Source organism: Pseudomonas sp. GV105, from assembly GCF_003058185.1.
Lineage (GTDB): Bacteria > Pseudomonadota > Gammaproteobacteria > Pseudomonadales > Pseudomonadaceae > Aquipseudomonas > Aquipseudomonas veronii.
In genome coordinates this window covers 58,962-75,420 of record NZ_QBUF01000006.1, presented here as the reverse complement: position 1 = coordinate 75,420, position 16,459 = coordinate 58,962, and the positions used below count along the sequence as shown (strand labels likewise).

13 protein-coding genes and 1 pseudogene are annotated in these 16,459 nt (G+C 63.5%); 8 read left to right on the top strand and 6 right to left on the bottom strand.

Features of this window, described 5'->3' with window-relative positions; all coding sequences use genetic code 11:
* Positions 1–50 precede the first annotated feature (50 nt).
* Positions 51–1,958, top strand: a complete 1,908-nt coding sequence (gene exaA, locus C8K66_RS13050) for a quinoprotein ethanol dehydrogenase (protein ID WP_108525033.1) — start codon at positions 51–53, stop codon at positions 1,956–1,958.
* A gap of 78 nt (positions 1,959–2,036) precedes the next feature.
* A complete protein-coding gene (locus C8K66_RS13045) occupies positions 2,037–2,684 on the top strand; it encodes a pentapeptide repeat-containing protein (protein WP_046382814.1) in 648 nt (215 codons plus the stop codon).
* Positions 2,685–2,993: 309 nt separating this feature from the next.
* On the opposite strand, the pseudogene C8K66_RS31280 reads toward C8K66_RS13045, so the two are convergent.
* The 3 genes and pseudogenes from C8K66_RS31280 to C8K66_RS13030 form a co-directional block, all read right to left on the bottom strand.
* Positions 2,994–3,080: pseudogene (locus C8K66_RS31280) on the bottom strand (outer membrane lipoprotein carrier protein LolA); the annotation flags it as partial.
* 1,223 nt (positions 3,081–4,303) lie between these two features.
* Complete coding sequence (locus C8K66_RS13035; RefSeq protein WP_017847484.1) at positions 4,304–4,930, bottom strand: response regulator transcription factor; 627 nt, start codon at positions 4,928–4,930, stop codon at positions 4,304–4,306.
* Complete coding sequence (locus C8K66_RS13030; protein ID WP_046382812.1) at positions 4,927–6,189, bottom strand: histidine kinase; 1,263 nt, start codon at positions 6,187–6,189, stop codon at positions 4,927–4,929. The genes C8K66_RS13035 and C8K66_RS13030 overlap by 4 nt, the downstream gene beginning before the upstream one ends.
* A 279-nt stretch (positions 6,190–6,468) precedes the next feature.
* Here C8K66_RS13030 and C8K66_RS13025 point away from each other — a divergent pair, with 279 nt between their 5' ends.
* From C8K66_RS13025 to C8K66_RS13000, 6 genes are all read left to right on the top strand, one after another.
* The gene (locus C8K66_RS13025; protein WP_108525029.1) at positions 6,469–7,653 is read left to right on the top strand and encodes an ABC transporter substrate-binding protein; all 1,185 of its coding nucleotides are present in this window, start codon (positions 6,469–6,471) and stop codon (positions 7,651–7,653) included.
* Positions 7,654–7,687: 34 nt separating this feature from the next.
* Positions 7,688–8,647 (top strand): YVTN family beta-propeller repeat protein, encoded by a 960-nt coding sequence (locus tag C8K66_RS13020; protein ID WP_017847488.1) that lies wholly within the window; start codon positions 7,688–7,690, stop codon positions 8,645–8,647.
* On the top strand, positions 8,644–9,384 hold the full coding sequence (locus tag C8K66_RS13015) for an ABC transporter ATP-binding protein (RefSeq protein WP_017847489.1): 741 nt from the start codon (positions 8,644–8,646) through the stop codon (positions 9,382–9,384). Before C8K66_RS13020 ends, C8K66_RS13015 begins: the two co-directional genes overlap by 4 nt.
* A complete protein-coding gene (locus tag C8K66_RS13010) occupies positions 9,381–10,172 on the top strand; it encodes an ABC transporter permease (RefSeq protein WP_057005597.1) in 792 nt (263 codons plus the stop codon). The genes C8K66_RS13015 and C8K66_RS13010 overlap by 4 nt, the downstream gene beginning before the upstream one ends.
* Positions 10,173–10,280: 108 nt before the next feature.
* Positions 10,281–10,820 carry a PQQ-dependent catabolism-associated CXXCW motif protein gene (locus tag C8K66_RS13005; protein WP_046382809.1) on the top strand — a complete coding sequence of 180 codons (540 nt, stop codon included), beginning with the start codon at positions 10,281–10,283 and terminating at the stop codon, positions 10,818–10,820.
* 24 nt (positions 10,821–10,844) lie between these two features.
* Positions 10,845–11,510 (top strand): response regulator transcription factor, encoded by a 666-nt coding sequence (locus tag C8K66_RS13000; RefSeq protein WP_017847492.1) that lies wholly within the window; start codon positions 10,845–10,847, stop codon positions 11,508–11,510.
* 231 nt (positions 11,511–11,741) lie between these two features.
* Here the strand turns inward: C8K66_RS13000 and C8K66_RS12995 are convergent, their stop codons facing one another.
* The 3 genes from C8K66_RS12995 to C8K66_RS12985 all read right to left on the bottom strand — a co-directional run bounded on the left by C8K66_RS12995 (position 11,742) and on the right by C8K66_RS12985 (position 16,217).
* Positions 11,742–13,706 carry a PAS domain-containing hybrid sensor histidine kinase/response regulator gene (locus C8K66_RS12995; protein ID WP_079444258.1) on the bottom strand — a complete coding sequence of 655 codons (1,965 nt, stop codon included), beginning with the start codon at positions 13,704–13,706 and terminating at the stop codon, positions 11,742–11,744.
* Positions 13,636–14,793, bottom strand: coding sequence for a nitric oxide-sensing protein NosP (gene nosP / locus C8K66_RS12990; protein WP_046382808.1), 1,158 nt, complete (start codon positions 14,791–14,793; stop codon positions 13,636–13,638). Before nosP ends, C8K66_RS12995 begins: the two co-directional genes overlap by 71 nt.
* A 248-nt stretch (positions 14,794–15,041) precedes the next feature.
* Positions 15,042–16,217, bottom strand: a complete 1,176-nt coding sequence (locus C8K66_RS12985; RefSeq protein WP_017847495.1) for a porin — start codon at positions 16,215–16,217, stop codon at positions 15,042–15,044.
* Between the last annotated feature and the right edge of the window lie 242 nt (positions 16,218–16,459).

Genomic DNA, 16,459 nt, shown 5'->3' with positions numbered 1-16,459 from the left:
CCTGGCGCTCCACCCTGTGCAGGCCAAAACCTCCACTGGGAACTGCAACCATGATAATAAGATCGCTACCCGCCCGTTCGCCGCTGAGCCTTGCCGTGCAGGCTTTCCTGCTGGTCGGCAGCCTGTCCTTGAGTGCGGCCAGCTTCGCCGCCGCCGACCCTGCCGCGCCGTCCACCGCAAAGGCGACGCGCAACGTCACCTGGGAAGACATCGCCAACGACCACCTGAGCACCAAGGACGTGCTGCAATACGGCATGGGCACCAACGCCCAGCGCTGGAGCCCGCTGGCCCAGGTCAACGACGAGAACGTGTTCAAGCTCACCCCGGCCTGGTCGTACTCGTTCGGCGATGAGAAGCAGCGCGGCCAGGAATCCCAGGCCATCGTCAGCGACGGCGTGGTCTACGTCACCGGCTCCTACTCCCGCGTGTTCGCCCTCGACGCGAAGACCGGCAAACGCCTGTGGACCTACAACCACCGCCTGCCCGAAAACATCCGCCCGTGCTGTGACGTGGTCAACCGCGGCGCGGCGATCTTCGGCGACAAGATCTACTTCGGCACCCTCGACGCGCGCCTGATCGCCCTCGACAAGAACACCGGCAAAGTGGTGTGGAACAAGAAGTTCGGCGACCACGCCGCCGGTTACACCATGACCGGCGCCCCGGTGCTGATCAAAGACAAGGTCAGCGGCAAGGTGCTGCTGATCCATGGCAGCTCCGGCGATGAGTTCGGCGTGGTCGGCCAGCTGTATGCGCGCGACCCGGACACCGGCGAAGAAGTGTGGATGCGCCCGTTCGTCGAAGGCCACATGGGCCGCCTGAACGGCAAGGACAGCACCCCGACCGGCGACGTCAAAGCGCCGTCGTGGCCGGATGACCCGACCACCGAAACCGGCAAGGTCGAGGCCTGGAGCCACGGCGGCGGCGCACCTTGGCAGAGCGCGAGTTTCGATGCCGAGACCAACACCATCATCGTCGGCGCCGGCAACCCCGGCCCGTGGAACACCTGGGCGCGCACGTCCAAGGACGGCAACCCGCACGACTTCGACAGCCTCTACACCTCGGGCCAGGTCGGTGTCGACCCGAGCACCGGCGAAGTGAAATGGTTCTACCAGCACACCCCGAACGATGCCTGGGACTTCTCCGGCAACAACGAGCTGGTGCTGTTCGACTACAAGGACAAGGATGGCAAAGTGGTCAAGGCCACCGGTCACGCCGACCGCAACGGGTTCTTCTACGTGGTCGACCGCAATAACGGCAAGCTGCAGAACGCCTTCCCGTTCGTCGACAACATCACCTGGGCCAGCCATATCGACCTGAAGACCGGTCGTCCGGTGGAAAACCCGGGCCAGCGTCCGGCCAAACCGCTGCCCGGTGAAACCAAGGGCAAGCCGGTGGAAGTCTCGCCACCGTTCCTCGGCGGCAAGAACTGGAACCCCATGGCCTACAGCCAGGACACCGGCCTGTTCTACATCCCGGGCAACCAATGGAAAGAGGAATACTGGACCGAAGAGGTCAACTACAAGAAGGGCTCGGCGTACCTGGGCATGGGTTTCCGCATCAAGCGCATGTATGACGACCACGTCGGCACCCTGCGGGCGATGAACCCGACCACCGGCAAGGTGGTGTGGGAGCACAAGGAAGCCCTGCCGCTGTGGGCCGGCGTACTGGCGACCAAGGGCAACCTGGTGTTCACCGGCACCGGCGACGGTTTCTTCAAGGCCTTCGACGCGAAAACCGGCAAGGAGCTGTGGAAGTTCCAGACCGGCAGCGGCATCGTCTCGCCGCCGATCACCTGGGAACAGGATGGCGAGCAGTACATCGGCGTCACCGTCGGCTATGGCGGCGCGGTGCCGTTGTGGGGCGGCGACATGGCCGAGCTGACCAAGCCGGTGGCACAGGGTGGGTCGTTCTGGGTGTTCAAGATCCCGAGCTGGGATAACAAGACCGCCCAAAAATAACCCGTCCCCAGCCCCGTCGTAGCAGCTGGTGCTCGACAGCTGCTACGTCACGGGGTTGCTTCGTCTGGAGGTTCCAAGATGAACTATCTGCCCTTGTTACTCCTGCTCGCCCTGCCCCTGGCCCACGCCGACGACGGCGACGACACCCCGCTGGTCATCAACGGCTGCACCCTCGCCGAACACAGCCAATGCCCCGGCGCCAACCTCAGGGGCGCCAACCTGAGCAACCAGGACCTCAGCAAAATGAACCTGGCCGGCGCCGACCTGCGCGATGCGGACTTGCGCCACGCCAACCTCGACCTGGCCAACCTGGAAAAAGCCCAGTTGCAGGGCGCCAACCTGACCCGCGCCAGCCTGCAACAAAGCAACCTGCGCCTGGCCGATTTCACCGGCGCCACGCTGATGGCGATCCAGGGTTGGGGCCTGTTCGCCCAGGGTGCGCAGTTTGAAAACGCCAACCTGAGCGCGGCCTACCTGCAATTCGCGCGGCTGTCCGGGGCAAAAATGCACAAGGCCAACCTGCGCGCCGCCGACCTGGAAATGACCTGGCTGAGCAAGGCCGACCTGCGAGGGGCGGATCTGAGCGATGCGAATCTGCAAGAGGCCAAGTTCGGTGAGAGCAACCTGGAACAGGCCACCCTCACGGGCAGTCGCCAGCACTATGCGAACTTCCAGGACGCCAACATGGAAGGCTGCAAGGACTGCCCCACCACCTGGAATCGTTAGCACACCGCCATTTGAATGTAGGAGCGAGCTTGCTCGCGAAAAACCCGAGAGCGCCGCGGGGGTCTGGTTTTTCGCGTTATCGTTGACGGTCTTCGCGAGCAAGCTCGCTCCTACAGTGGGGTCTAGGTGCCCGCGCTAGGCATGGGCACTGACCGATAACTTTTGTAGGAGCGAGCTTGCTCGCGAAAAACCCGAGACCGCCGCGGGGGTCTGGTTTTCCGCGTTATCGTTGACGGTTTTCGCGAGCAAGCTCGCTCCTACAGTGGGGTCTAGGTGCCCCGCTAGGCATGGGCACGGACCGGTAACTTTTGTAGGAGCGAGCTTGCTCGCGAAAAACCCGAGAGCGCCGCGGGGGGTCAGGTTTTCCGCGTTATCGTTGACGGTCTTCGCGAGCAAGCTCGCTCCTACAGACGGGTCTAGGTGCCCCGCCAGGCATGTGCACTGACCGATAACTTTTGTAGGAGCGAGCTTGCTCGCGAAAAACCCGAGAGCGCCGCGGGGGGTCTGGTTTTTTGCGTTATCGTTGACGGTTTTCGCGAGCAAGCTCGCTCCTACAGTGGGGTCTAGGTGCCCGCGCTAGGCATGGGCACTGACCGGTAACTTTTGTAGGAGCGAGCTTGCTCGCGAAAAACCCGGGAGCGCCGCGGGGGGGGCTGGTTTTTCGCGTTATCGTTGACGGTTTTCGCGAGCAAGCTCGCTCCTACAGTGGGGTCTAGGTGCCCGCGCTAGGCATGGGCACTGAGCGGTAACTTTTGTAGGAGCGAGCTTGCTCGCGAAAAACCCGGGAGCGCTGCGGGAGGTCTGGTTTTTCGCGTTATCGTTGACGGTTTTCGCGAGCAAGCTCGCTCCTACAGTGGGGTCTAGGTGCCCGCGCTAGGCATGGGCACTGACCGATAACTTTTGTAGGAGCGAGCTTGCTCGCGAAAAACCCGGGACCGCCGCGGGGGGTCTGGTTTTTCGCGTTATCGTTGACGGTTTTCGCGAGCAAGCTCGCTCCTACAGTGGGGTCTAGGTGCCCGCGCTAGGCATGGGCACGGACCGGTAACTTTTGTAGGAGCGAGCTTGCTCGCGAAAAACCCGGGAGCGCCGCGGGGGGTCTGGTTTTTTGCGTTATCGTTGACGGTTTTCGCGAGCAAGCTCGCTCCTACAGTGGGGTCTAGGTGCCCGCGCTAGGCATGGGCACTGACCGGTAACTTTTGTAGGAGCGAGCTTGCTCGCGAAAAACCCGGGAGCGCTGCGGGGGGTCTGGTTTTTTGCGTTATCGTTGACGGTTTTCGCGAGCAAGCTCGCTCCTACAGTGGGGTCTAGGTGCCCGCGCTAGGCATGGGCACTGATCGGTAACTTTTGTAGGAGCGAGCTTGCTCGCGAAAAACCCGGGAGCGCCGCGGGGGGTCTGGTTTTTTGCGTTATCGTTGACGGTTTTCGCGAGCAAGCTCGCTCCTACAGTGGGGCCTAGGTGCCCCCGCCAGGCATGGGCACTGACCGATAACTTTTGTAGGAGCGAGCTTGCTCGCGAAAAACCCGAGACCGCCGCGGGGGGTCTGGTTTTTTGCGTTATCGTTGACGGTTTTCGCGAGCAAGCTCGCTCCTACAGTGGTAACAGGGGTACATGGGGGGGATCAGCCCGCTACGCGTACCACGCCTAGGTCGATTCCCAGGTGGACCAGTTCGGCATGGGAACTGACCTGCAATTTGCTCTTGAGCAGGGTCAGGTGGTTGGACACGGTCTTGCTGCTGATATTCAACTGGTCGGCAATCACTCGGGTCGGCGTGCCTCTGGCCAGCATCAGGAAAATCTCCAGCTCACGCGGGGTCATGCCTTGCAAGCGTTGGTCGCTTGGCGTGTAGGCCAGTTGGGTGGCGAGGGACTGTTCGATATAGGCGTGGCCGTCGAGGACGCGCCGCACTGCTTCGATCAGCACCTCGGGCGCCGAGCTTTTGGTCAGGTAGCCCGAGGCGCCGGCTTCCAGGGCCTGGCGCACCAGCGGCAGTTCGTCGTGCATGCTGAAGAACAGCACGCGCAGTTGCGGCAGGCGCTGGCGCAGGCGGCGCGTGGTTTCCAGGCCGCTGATGCCGGGCAGGCCGAAGTCCATGATCACCAAATGCGGCAGTGCTTCCTGGACCCGGCTCAAGGCCTCTTCGCCGCTGGCCGCTTCGCGCACTTCGATGGCCGGCAACAGTGCACGCAACAGGCTGGCATAGCCTTGGCGCACCACCGCATGGTCGTCCACCAACAGAATATTCATGAGGCCTCCAATGGCATGTTCAACGCCAGCGCCCAACCGGCGCCGGGGTGGCTGAGGATTGTCAGTTCGCCGCCCAGGCAGCGCGCGCGTTCGTACATCGAATACAGGCCGACGCCCGGACGCTGCGGCGTTTGCGCGCCGCAGCCGTTATCGCGCACCCACAGGCGCAGGCGCGAACCGTGACGATGCAGGCGCACGCGCACCTGGCTGGCATCGGCATGCCGCACGATATTGGTCAGGGCTTCCTGCAGCAGGCGATAGAGGTGCGTCTTGCTCGCCCCGGACAACGCCGGCAGGTCCGCGCTGACCCGCAGCCGGCAATCGATGCCATGGCTGGCCTGCCACTGCGTCACCAGCATCGCGAACGCCTCGGCCAGCGGCAGGTGCTGCAGGGCCACCGGGTACAGGTCGTGGACCAGTGCGCGAAAGCCTTGCTGCAAGTGATCGCAGTGATCTTCCAGTTGCGCCACCGTGCGCGCGAGCAATTGCGGTTGGTCGGTGACCAGACGCAACAGGCAGGCCTGGGCGCGAATACCGGCCAGGTATTGGCCGAGGTCATCATGCAGGGTCTGGGCCAGGTGGTTGCGCTCCTGCTCTTGCACCGCCATCAGGGTTTGGGTCAGTTGGGTATTGTCGGTGTGCGCCTGCTCCAGGGCGTCGGTCATGCGGTTGAAATGCAGCGCCAGTTGCCGCGCTTCGGGTGATCCTGCGCTGCGCAGGCGCACATTGAGCTGGCCGGCGCACACCTGTTGCAAGGCGCGCAGCAGTTCGTCGAGTACGCCCATGCCACGGCGCACCGCCCAGCGGATGGTCAGCAGGCTCAGGGCCAGGGCCAGGGCGCACAGGCTCAACAGTTGTTGCAGGGAGTCCCAGACTTCATCGATCTCATCCCGCGGGTCGACGACGATGGACACGCGGCGGCCGTCCGGCAGGTCCAGTACCTGGGCACTGCGCCGCGCCTCGGCAAACAGCAGGCGCCCGAGCCAGGCGTCCAGGCCGGACGGCAGCGGCGCCGGCAAGGTCTCGTCGGGGGTCAGCCAATGCACGCGCACATGGCGCAGGCTGGCGGTGAGATGCGGTTGCAGGCTGGCCGGGTCGCGCTCGGCGGTTGCGCTGAGGTAATGCACCACCGCTTCGGCCGATTGCAGCTCACGCTCCACATCCGTCAGGGCCTGATGCAGCAACAGCGCGGTGCAGGCGCAGGTGACCAAGGCGAAGAAACCGCACACCCACAGGTTGATGCGCCACAGTGCCGACATACCTAGTGCGCCACGCTGGCGGGCACGCTCAGCGCCGGGCGTGGTGCGTGCAGCTTGTCGACGCCGATCAGGCTCACGATCAGCAGGAACGGCAAAAGCAGCGCCTTGAGGATTTGCATGATCGTTCATCTCCCGGATGGACACGGTGGGGGTAACCCATGCTAAGACCGCGCCACCTGCGCGGGGCTACTACCTTGGTACTGGCTCAGCGGTACTTTCTGCATATTTGCAGCAGACATAAGGCTTCCTATGCTGGCGCTACCTGACATGGAGTGCCTTATGCGCCAGCTCGCCCCCTACGCCGTGCTCTACCTGCTGGCGATTGCCTGCGCCGCCGGGGTGGCCACTGCCAGCCAGGCCGCCGAGGCGCCGTTGGCGGTGCAGATCGGCTACCTGGGCTATCGGCCCGACCCTGGGCCGCTGCTGTCGAATGTGATCCCCGAGCCCACCGACGCCGGGCAGCGCGGTGCGGAACTGGCGATCATCGACAGCAACAGCACCGGCGCCTTTCTCAACCAACGCTACAGCCTGACCAGCGCCACGGTGGACAGCCCCGACGCCCTGCTCGCCGCCGCCCAGGCCCAGCACGACCAGGGCCTGCGCCTGTTCGTGGTCAACGCCCCCGCCGCCAGCCTGCGCCAGCTCAGCGCGGCCCTGCCCGACAGCCTGCTGTTCAACGCCGGCAGCCCCGATGACAGCCTGCGCAGCACCGACTGCCTGGGCAACGTGCTGCACACGCTGCCCAGCCGCGCCATGCTCGCCGATGCCCTGGCGCAATTTCTGGTGGTGCGCAAATGGCAGAAGGCGCTGCTGATCGTCGGCCCCACCGAGGATGACCAGGCCTACGCCGCCGCCCTGCGCCGCGCCGCCAAGCGCTTCGGCGTGCATCTGGTGGCGGAGAAAGCCTGGCGCTTCGATAACGACCAACGCCGCAGCGCCCAGGCAGACATGCCGCTGTTCACCCAGACCGCCGAATACGACGTGGTGCTGGTGGCGGACGAGCGCGGCGACTTCGGCGAGTACGTGCCCTACCAGACCTGGTACCCGCGCCCCGTCGCCGGCACCCAGGGCCTGACGCCCACCGGCTGGCACAAGACCGTCGAAACCTACGGCGCCGCGCAATTGCAAAAACGCTTCGAGGCCCTGGCCGGGCGCTGGATGAACGACCGCGACTTCGCCGCCTGGATGGCCGTGCGCAGCGTTGCCAGTGCGGTGAACAAGCTGCGCCAGGTCGACCCCATGGCCATCCGCCAACTGGAGATCAGCGAGCAACTGCCGCTGGACGGCTTCAAGGGCCGCAAGCTCAGCTATCGCGCGTGGAACGGCGAGCTGCGCCAACCGATTCCGATCGTGCAGCCCCGCGCGCTGGTCAGCACCTCGCCCCAGGACGGTTTCCTGCACCCCTTCAACGAAATGGACAGCCTGGGCTACGACAAACCCGAGGTGACCTGCCGCTTCCCTTGATCGCTCCCCTACTCACAATAATAAGGAATCCGCCATGCGCCGCACCCTGCTCTCATGCGCCCTGCTGCTTGCCGCCGGGCACGCCGTGGCCAGCACCGCCTGGGTCTCCAACGAGAAAGACAACACCCTCAGCCTGATCGACATGCAGACCCTGCAAGTCACCGACACGCTCAAGGTCGGCCAGCGCCCGCGGGGCCTGCTGCTGTCCCATGACAAAAAGCTGCTGTACATCTGCGCCAGCGACTCGGACCGCGTGCAGGTGATGGACGTGGCCACGCGCAAGATCATCAAGGAGCTGCCCTCCGGCAAAGACCCCGAGCAGTTCGCCCTGCACCCCAATGACCGCTGGCTGTATGTGTCCAACGAAGACGATGCACTGGTCACGGTGATCGACACCGAGACCTCCAAGGTGCTCGGCCAGATCAACGTCGGCGTAGAGCCCGAAGGCATGGCCGTGAGCCCGGACGGCAAGTGGGCGGTGAACACCAGCGAAACCACGAACATGCTGCACTGGATCGACACCAGCACCCAGACCCTGGTCGACAGCACCCTGGTGGACCAGCGCCCGCGCTTCGTCGAGTTCAACCACGATGGCTCGCAGCTGTGGGCCTCGGCGGAGATCGGCGGCACCGTGACCATTCTCGATGTGGCCAGCCGCGCGATCCTCAAAACCCTGACGTTCAAGATCAAGGGCGTCCACCCGGACAAGGTGCAGCCGGTGGGGATCAAGCTCAGTTCCGACGGCAAGTACGCCTTTGTCGCCCTGGGCCCGGCCAACCATGTGGCAGTGATCGACGCCAAGACCTTCGAGATCCTCGACTACCTGCTGGTAGGCCGCCGCGTGTGGCAGATGGCATTTACCCCGGACGAAAAACAGTTGCTGGCCACCAATGGCGTCAGCGGCGACGTGTCGGTGATCGATGTGGACAGCCTCAAGGTGCTCAAGTCGGTGAAGGTCGGGCGTTATCCATGGGGCGTGGTGGTCACGCCATGAACGCCCTGGAGGTGCGCGACCTGAGCTTCGCCTATGGCGCGCGCCAGGCCTTGCACGAGGTGAGTTTCAGCCTGGCACCGGGGCGGTTCGCCGCGTTGCTGGGGCCCAACGGCGCCGGCAAGTCGACCTTGATCGCCCTGCTCACGCGCTTGTACGACCTGCAAAGCGGCGACATCCGCGTCGGCGGCCACTCCCTGCGCGATGCACCGCGCGCAGCCCTCACGCAACTGGGGGTGGTGTTCCAGCAAAGCACCCTGGACCTGGACTTGAGCGTCGAACAGAACCTGCGTTATCACGCCGCGCTGCACGGTTTGTCGCGGCGCCAGACCGACGTGCGCGTCGCCGCCGAGCTGGCGCGCCAGGCCCTCACCGAGCGGCGCCGCGAAAAAGTCCGCGAGCTCAACGGCGGGCACCGGCGCCGCGTGGAAATCGCCCGGGCGTTGTTGCATGAACCGCGCTTGCTGCTGCTGGATGAAGCCAGCGTCGGCCTCGACCCCGCCAGCCGCCTGGCGCTGAACCAGCACGTGCGCAACCTGTGCCTTGAGCAAGGCATCAGCGTGCTGTGGACCACCCACCTGCTCGATGAAGTGCAACCCGACGATGCGTTGATGATCCTGCACCAGGGCCGCTTGGTGGCCAGCGGGCAGGTCGATGCGCTGATCCTCGAACAGGGTGGCGACCTCGGCAGCGTCTTTGCGCGCCTGACCCGCCCCACAACGACGGGAGCCCCGGCATGAACGCTTACTGGCAATGCTTGCGCGGCATCGTGCTGCGCGAGTGGCTGCGCTTTGTATTGCAGCGCACGCGGTTTCTCAGCGCCCTGGTGCGCCCGCTGTTGTGGCTGCTGGTGTTCGCCGCCGGGTTCCGCGCCGCGCTGGGTATCTCGGTGATCGAACCCTACGACACCTACATTCCCTATGAGGTCTACATCATCCCGGGGCTGGCTTGCATGATCCTGCTGTTCAACGGCATGCAGGGGTCGCTGTCGATGGTCTACGACCGCGAGATGGGCAGCATGCGCGTGCTGCTGACCAGCCCGCTGCCGCGCACGTTTTTGCTGTGCAGCAAGTTGCTCGCCACCGCGCTGATTTCACTGTTGCAGGTGTACGGGTTCCTGGCGATCGCCTGGGTCTACGGCGTGCAACCGCCTGTCATGGGGCTGTTGATCGCCCTGCCGGCCTTGCTGCTGGTGGCCTTGATGCTGAGCGCGCTGGGTTTGCTGCTGTCGAACGCGATCCGTCAACTGGAGAACTTTGCCGGGGTGATGAATTTCGTGATCTTCCCGCTGTTTTTCATATCGTCGGCGCTGTACCCGTTGTGGAAGATGCGCGACTCCAGCGAGTGGTTGTATTGGCTGTGCGCAATCAACCCCTTCACCCACGCCGTCGAGCTGGTGCGCTTTGCCCTGTATGAACGCTTCGCCGGCCTGGCCCTCGCGGTGTGCCTGGGCTTGACCGTATTGTTCGCGGTGTTGGCGGTGTTGACCTTCAACCCCCAGCATGCAGCGTTGCGCAAAAAAGGCTGAGGGCGGCAAAAACTACTACTTTAGTACTGGTTTTCCTGTCTATCGTCGCATTCCCAAGGGCTCGGGACTCACGTGTAATGGGCGCATAATGATAAGGATCGCCCTGCCATGCTGCCTGCCCGACTGCCCTTGTTGGCGCTGCTGTGCCTGTTTGCCGCCAACGTACAGGCCGATACCGCATTATTTTCCGCCGACGGCTATCGCATCAGCCTGTATCGCAGCCCCACGCCCGATCATGTGCAGGGCGCGACGATCATCGACACCCCTGCCCTGCAAGCCCTGCTGACCCAAACCCCAGCCCCGGTGCTGATCGATACGTATCGCCGCCAGTGGCTGCAAGGCCGCTTCATCGAAGACCAGCCCCACGCCAACCTGCCCGGCAGCCGTTGGCTGGCCAACACCGGCGACGGCGACCTCACGCCGGAGTGGCAAAGCTATTTCGTGCGCCACCTGTACACCTACAGCGGCGGCAACCTGGCACGACCATTGGTCTTCTATTGCCGCTCCGATTGCTGGCTGAGTTGGAACGCGGTAAAACGTGCGGCCAACCTGGGCTATACCTCTGTGTATTGGTATCGCGATGGCCTGGATGCCTGGGAAGCGGCGAAGCTGCCGGTGTCGGTGGCGCAACCCGAGCCATTTGAATAACCACAATAAGAAAGGTGAACGGCCATGTACAAAATCCTGATTGCCGATGATCACCCACTGTTTCGCGAAGCGATTCATAACGTCATCAGCGATGGTTTCCCCGGCAGCGAAGTGATGGAGACCGCCGACCTGGACAGCGCCCTGGCGCTGACCCAGGAACACGACGACCTCGATCTGATCCTGCTCGACCTGAACATGCCCGGCATGCACGGTCTCAATGGCCTGATCAACCTGCGCAACGAATCGCCGACCATCCCGGTGGTGATCGTGTCCGCCGAGCAAGACAAGCAAATCGTGCTGCAGGCCATCACCTATGGCGCCGTCGGTTTTATCACCAAGTCGTCGCCGCGCCAGCAAATGACCGAGGCGATCCAGCAGATTCTCAACGGCAATGTGTACCTGCCGCCGGACATCATCCGCACCCAGAAACCCGGCACCCACCGGCGCCTGAACGAAAACCCGGGCTTCGCTCCGGAATTGCTGCAGGCGTTGACCCGCAAGCAGTTGCTGGTGCTGGAGCGGATGACCAAGGGCGAGTCGAACAAGCAGATTGCCTACACCCTGGAGATCGCCGAGACCACGGTGAAGGCCCATGTGTCGGCGATTTTGCGCAAGTTGAATGTGCATAATCGGGTGCAGGCGATCTTGAGCGCGGGGGATATTGATTTTGGTTCTTATCTGCGTCGCTGATCTTTCGGAAAGCGCATAGAACCCTTGTGGGATGGGGTTTGTGTGGGGTTTGTGTGGGGCTTGTGTGGGAGGGGGCTTGCCCCCGATAACGGTGGATCAGTTATAGGTGCAGTGACTGACAGTCAGCTATCGGGGGCAAGCCCCCTCCCACATTGGATCTCCATTTGATCTCTGGTTCTCCATTTGTTCTCTGGATCTCTGTTTGATCGCTGTTTGAGGAGCGTTCGGTGGTCATTTGCCTAAGAGGTGGCTCATCGCGGTCTTGAGCTTCATCGGCCGCACCGGCTTGTGCATTAAGGTGTGCCCCAGTTCGCGGATCTGCAGCTTCAGTTCGTTGCTGTAATTGGCGGTGATCATCATGGCCGGGATCGGGCTGGCGCGCCGGGCGTTGATGCGTGCCACGGCGTCGACGCCGTTCTGCTCATCGTCCAGGTGGTAATCGGCGATCAGCAGGTCGGCCTCGGCGTGGTAGTTGTCCACCTGCCGCGCCAGGTCTTGTTCCGATAACGCGGTGACCACCCGGCAGCCCCACCCCTCCAGCAAGGTCCGCATTCCGGCGCAGATCGCTGCGTCGTTATCCAGCACCCACACCCGCGCGCCTTGCAGGCGCTCCAGCATCGGTTCGCTCATGGACGGCTGCGGCAGCGATTTGGGCGCGGTGGCGCTCAAGGGCACGTCCACCGCGAACATCGAGCCCTTGCCCGGCCACGACTTGACGGTGATGCGATGGCCGAGGATGCCGGCGATTTTTTCCACGATGGCCAGGCCCAGGCCCAACCCGCGATCCTGGTCGCGCCGCTGCACATCGCCGCGTTTGAACTCCTGGAAAATTTCCTCCAGGCGATCTTCGGCAATGCCCATGCCGCTGTCCCAGACCTGGATCGACAAGCGCTGGTGCTGGCGGCGGCAGCCCAGCACCACGCGCCCCGAGTAGGTGTAGCGAATCGCATTGCTCAGCAGGTTGCGCAGAATCCGCGCCAGCAGCTGGATATCGCTGCGCACCAGCGCCGAGCAGCCGACGAAGTGCAACTCCAGGCCTTCGCTGCGCGCCAGTTGGGTGAATTCGACGGCGAGGTTGTCGAGCAGCTCGCTGAGGGCGAACGGGGCGATATCGGCTTTGATCACCCCAGCATCCAGCTTGGAAATATCAACCAGGGTGCCCAACAGGTTTTCCACGTCTTCCAGCGAGTTGCTCACGTTGCGCACCAGGGTTTCATTGGCCTGGGGTTCGCGGCGTTCAAGCAAGGCGCCGGTGAACAGGCGCGCGGCGTTCAGCGGTTGCAACAGGTCGTGGCTGACGGCGGCGAGGAATTTGGTTTTTGACAGGTTGGCCTGCTCGGCTTCGAGCTTGGCTTCGCGCAGGCGCGATTCCACGCGGCGGCGCTCGTCGATTTCGCGCAGCAACTGGTCGTTCAGCGAGGTCAGTTCCGAGGTGCGCTGGGCGACGCGCAGCTCCAGGTTCTGATAGGCCTGGTGCAAGGCTTCGGCGGTGCGCCGGCGCTCGGTGATGTCGCGGATCAGCACAAAGATCCCCACCACTTCGCCACTGGCCAGGCGGTTGGGCACGTAGGAGCGCAGCATGTAGCGCTCCTGGTTGTTGATGTTGGTTTCGGCGAATTCGAAGGTCACGCTCTCCCCCGCCAGCGCCCGCGAGACGTAGGCATCCAGGCGCTGACAGTGTTGTTCGCTGTGGACTTCGCGCAGGCTCTGGCCGAGCATCATGCCCCGCGGCCAGCAGTACCATTCTTCATAGACCTTGTTGGTGAACTCATACACCAGGTCGGCATTCAGGTAGCCGATCAGCGCCGGCACATGGTCGGTGATCAGGCGAATCCAGCGCTCGCTCTCCTGCGCCTTTTGCGCCGCGGCCTGCTCGCGGCGCAGGGTTTCGGCGCGCAGGCGGGCGTTGATCAGCAAGTGGTTGCTGGCGCGCAGTTCGGCCATCGCCTGGTTCAGCGCGTCGGTGCGCTCGCGCACTTGTTCGGCGAGCACCACCGAGTGCTGGAACGTGGTGTAGGGGTCGTTGCCCTGGGTCACCCCGGACTCGATGCGCTCGATCAGCGCCGCGTTGATCCGCGTCAGCTTGTAGTTGTCCAGGCGTAGCCGCGCCAACTCGGCCAACAGTTCATTGCGATCCTGGGGCTCGCCCTCGGGCAATGGCGACGCCGGTGAAGGTCTGGTTGATATGCATGCCATTGAACTGTTCTCCGTAGGTGTTGAACCCCATCACCCGCTGGTCGCGCAGGAAGCCGCCGATCTGCTCCAGGGTGCCGCTGTCTTCCAGCTCCAGGCGGCGCAGGAAGCAGTCGCAGCCAATGGTCAGCAGCAGCTCGCCGAGGCGCGATTGCAGGCCGTCGAACAGGGTTACCAGGTTCGGCAGGATCGGCCCGGGTGTCATCACCGTGAGGACGATGCCGTTTTCCACGGCGCAGTAGAAACTCAGGCTCAGGTCGTCATGCACCTGCTGGATCGCCCTGACGTAGTACTGGTCGTGGATACGTACCGCCAGCGGGTGCGCGGCGAAGACGCGGTGGTCGAGGTCGGCCACGGCCACGCCGATGTGCCGCGCGTACTCCTCCGCGGCGGGCTCGGCGTTGAGCTCGAACACTCGCCGCGACGGGCTGTCGGCGCCGGTCACCACGAGTTTTTCCGCACGCGGCAGAATGTGGTGGGTGGTGAACACCTCGAAGTCCAGCCAGGTATTGACCAGCACCACCACGGCCGCGCCGCTGTGGAACGCGCCGTTGAAATACACGTGGGTGTGCGTGAGGTAGTTGTCGTCGCCGGCCGAACCGCCGAAATGCGGGATATCGCCGAGCGCCGCGCTGAGGGCCGCGAGCACCATTTCTTCACGGCTGGACAGCCCGTCGAGCAAGGTCAGGGCGAAAGTGTTGCCCTTGATCGGCGCCAGGGTGTTGCTGCGACAGCCGCCCACCAGGCGTTCGACCATGTGCTGGGCGTCGATCAGGCTGAAGTGTTCCACCTGGTCGATCAGTTCGGTGGCAATCGAAAAATGCGCGTGGTTAAAGCCCATCGCCGTCACGCAATTGCGCCCGTAGCCTTGGGGTGTGATCTCGCCGGCGCTGGTGCAACCGACGAGGCGCACATTGCCGAAACAACGTTGCAGGGCTTGGCCGAGCGCCTGCAGGTCGTAGGAAGCCGAGCAGAAAAACAGCACGAAGCCCAGGTACGGATGCAGCAGTTGCTCGGCCAATTCTTCGGCGGCCTGCCCGGCATCGGTGGCCAGAGACATGGCACTGACTACGCCTTCATGGTTGTGCATCGTCGACTCTCCGCTCTGAGGCATGAGTGTACGAAGGCTGGGGGGGCGGAACCTATGCTACTTGGGTACTGGGTGGGGGGATGCGATGGGATGAGACGCTCGAGGTGCAGGTGATCAAAGGTGGGAGGGAGCTTGCTCCCGATGGCGGTGGATCAGCTACAAATGAGCCAACTGAACCACCGCTATCGGGGGCAAGCCCCCTCCCACATTTTGACCGCGTACCACTTAAAGACCAGGGCAGTCAGGTCTTACCAGGTGAGCACGGCACCGACGGCGAAGGTGTCGGTGTCTTCATTTTGTGCGCTGGTGTCATGCCCCTTGATCTGGAACTGGTTGTATTCAGCGACCAGCTTCAGGTTGTCGTTCACGTCGTGAAACAGCGCAATGCCACGGGTGTCATAGTCGGCGCCGCTGCCCACCACGCCGTTGCCGTCGTCCTTGGTCTTGCCATACGACAGCGCCAGGCGGTTCTTGCCCAGCTTGTAGGAGCCTTGCAGCAGGTAGCCGTTGCTGTCGACATTGCGCAGGGTCGCTTCGCCGGCATTGTTGGTGAAGAACGGGTTGATGCCCTTGGCCTGGAAGCCCGAGCCGGTCAGGGACAGGCCGCCCATTTTCGCCTGTACGCCGTAGCCCACGCCTTTGGAGGTGACGCTGTCGACATTGGAATCGGTGTTGTCCGAGGTCTGGTAGCTGCCGTTGAGCCAGCTGTAGATCTTCGCCCCGCCCAGGTCGAACTGGTAGGTGATCTCGCTCTCGGTACGCGGGTTTTTCTGGTAGGCCTTGCCTTGGGGGCTGCTGTCGTTGGTATCGACCGGGTCGAGGATGCCGACGGCAACACGCAGGCCGTCCATCACCGGGGTGCGGTAGGTGATCTGCGAGGTCGGGAACGGGTATGGATAGCCGCTGCCGATATTGCCGAACGAAACCCCGCCGCCGTCGACCAGGCCGAGGCTGTCGCTGACCTGGCCGTAGCCCGCGAGCAATTCGTCGAGCAGGATGTTGGAGCGGGCGAACAGGCCGAAGTCCTTGCCGATCAGCACTTCGCCCCACTCCGGATTGGCTACGGTGCCGTAGAACTGGCGCACATCGATGGCAGTGTCGGTGCCGTTGGTCTGGCTGTCGTTGATGGTCACCCAGAACGAGGCACGGGCGCCGAGCTTGAGGTCGTCGGCCTGCTTGGTCATGTTGAAGCCCAGGTAGTTGGGCAAAAAGCCCATCTTCACCCGAGCCTGGCGGCGGTCGTATTGGTCACCGGCGCGGTCTACGTTGCTGTTGACGTAGAAGGCGTTGATGTAGCCATCGGTGGAGAAGGTGGTTTCGTCTTTGTCGTACAGCATGATTTCGGCGCTGGCGAACGGGCTCAGGCCCAGGCCGACGAGAAACACAGGCAACAGACGCAGGGGGAGTTTCTTATTGTTATGCATGGTGCGCTCCGCAACGGGGACATGATGTCGGAGGCGATTATCGAAAGCTGCCAGGCCACGGCCTACGCTGCCTTGGCGCCAATTTCAGGGTGCTTTGGACGGGCAGCGGGGGCTCGGCAAATTCGGTGTAAGACCGGCCCGTTCACAGACGCGGCACTTAGGGTGTAAGACCGACCCTGAACAACATGCCGAAAGACCGCGTCATGTCCTGTTACAGGTCGACACTTTGCCTCGCAGCGCTT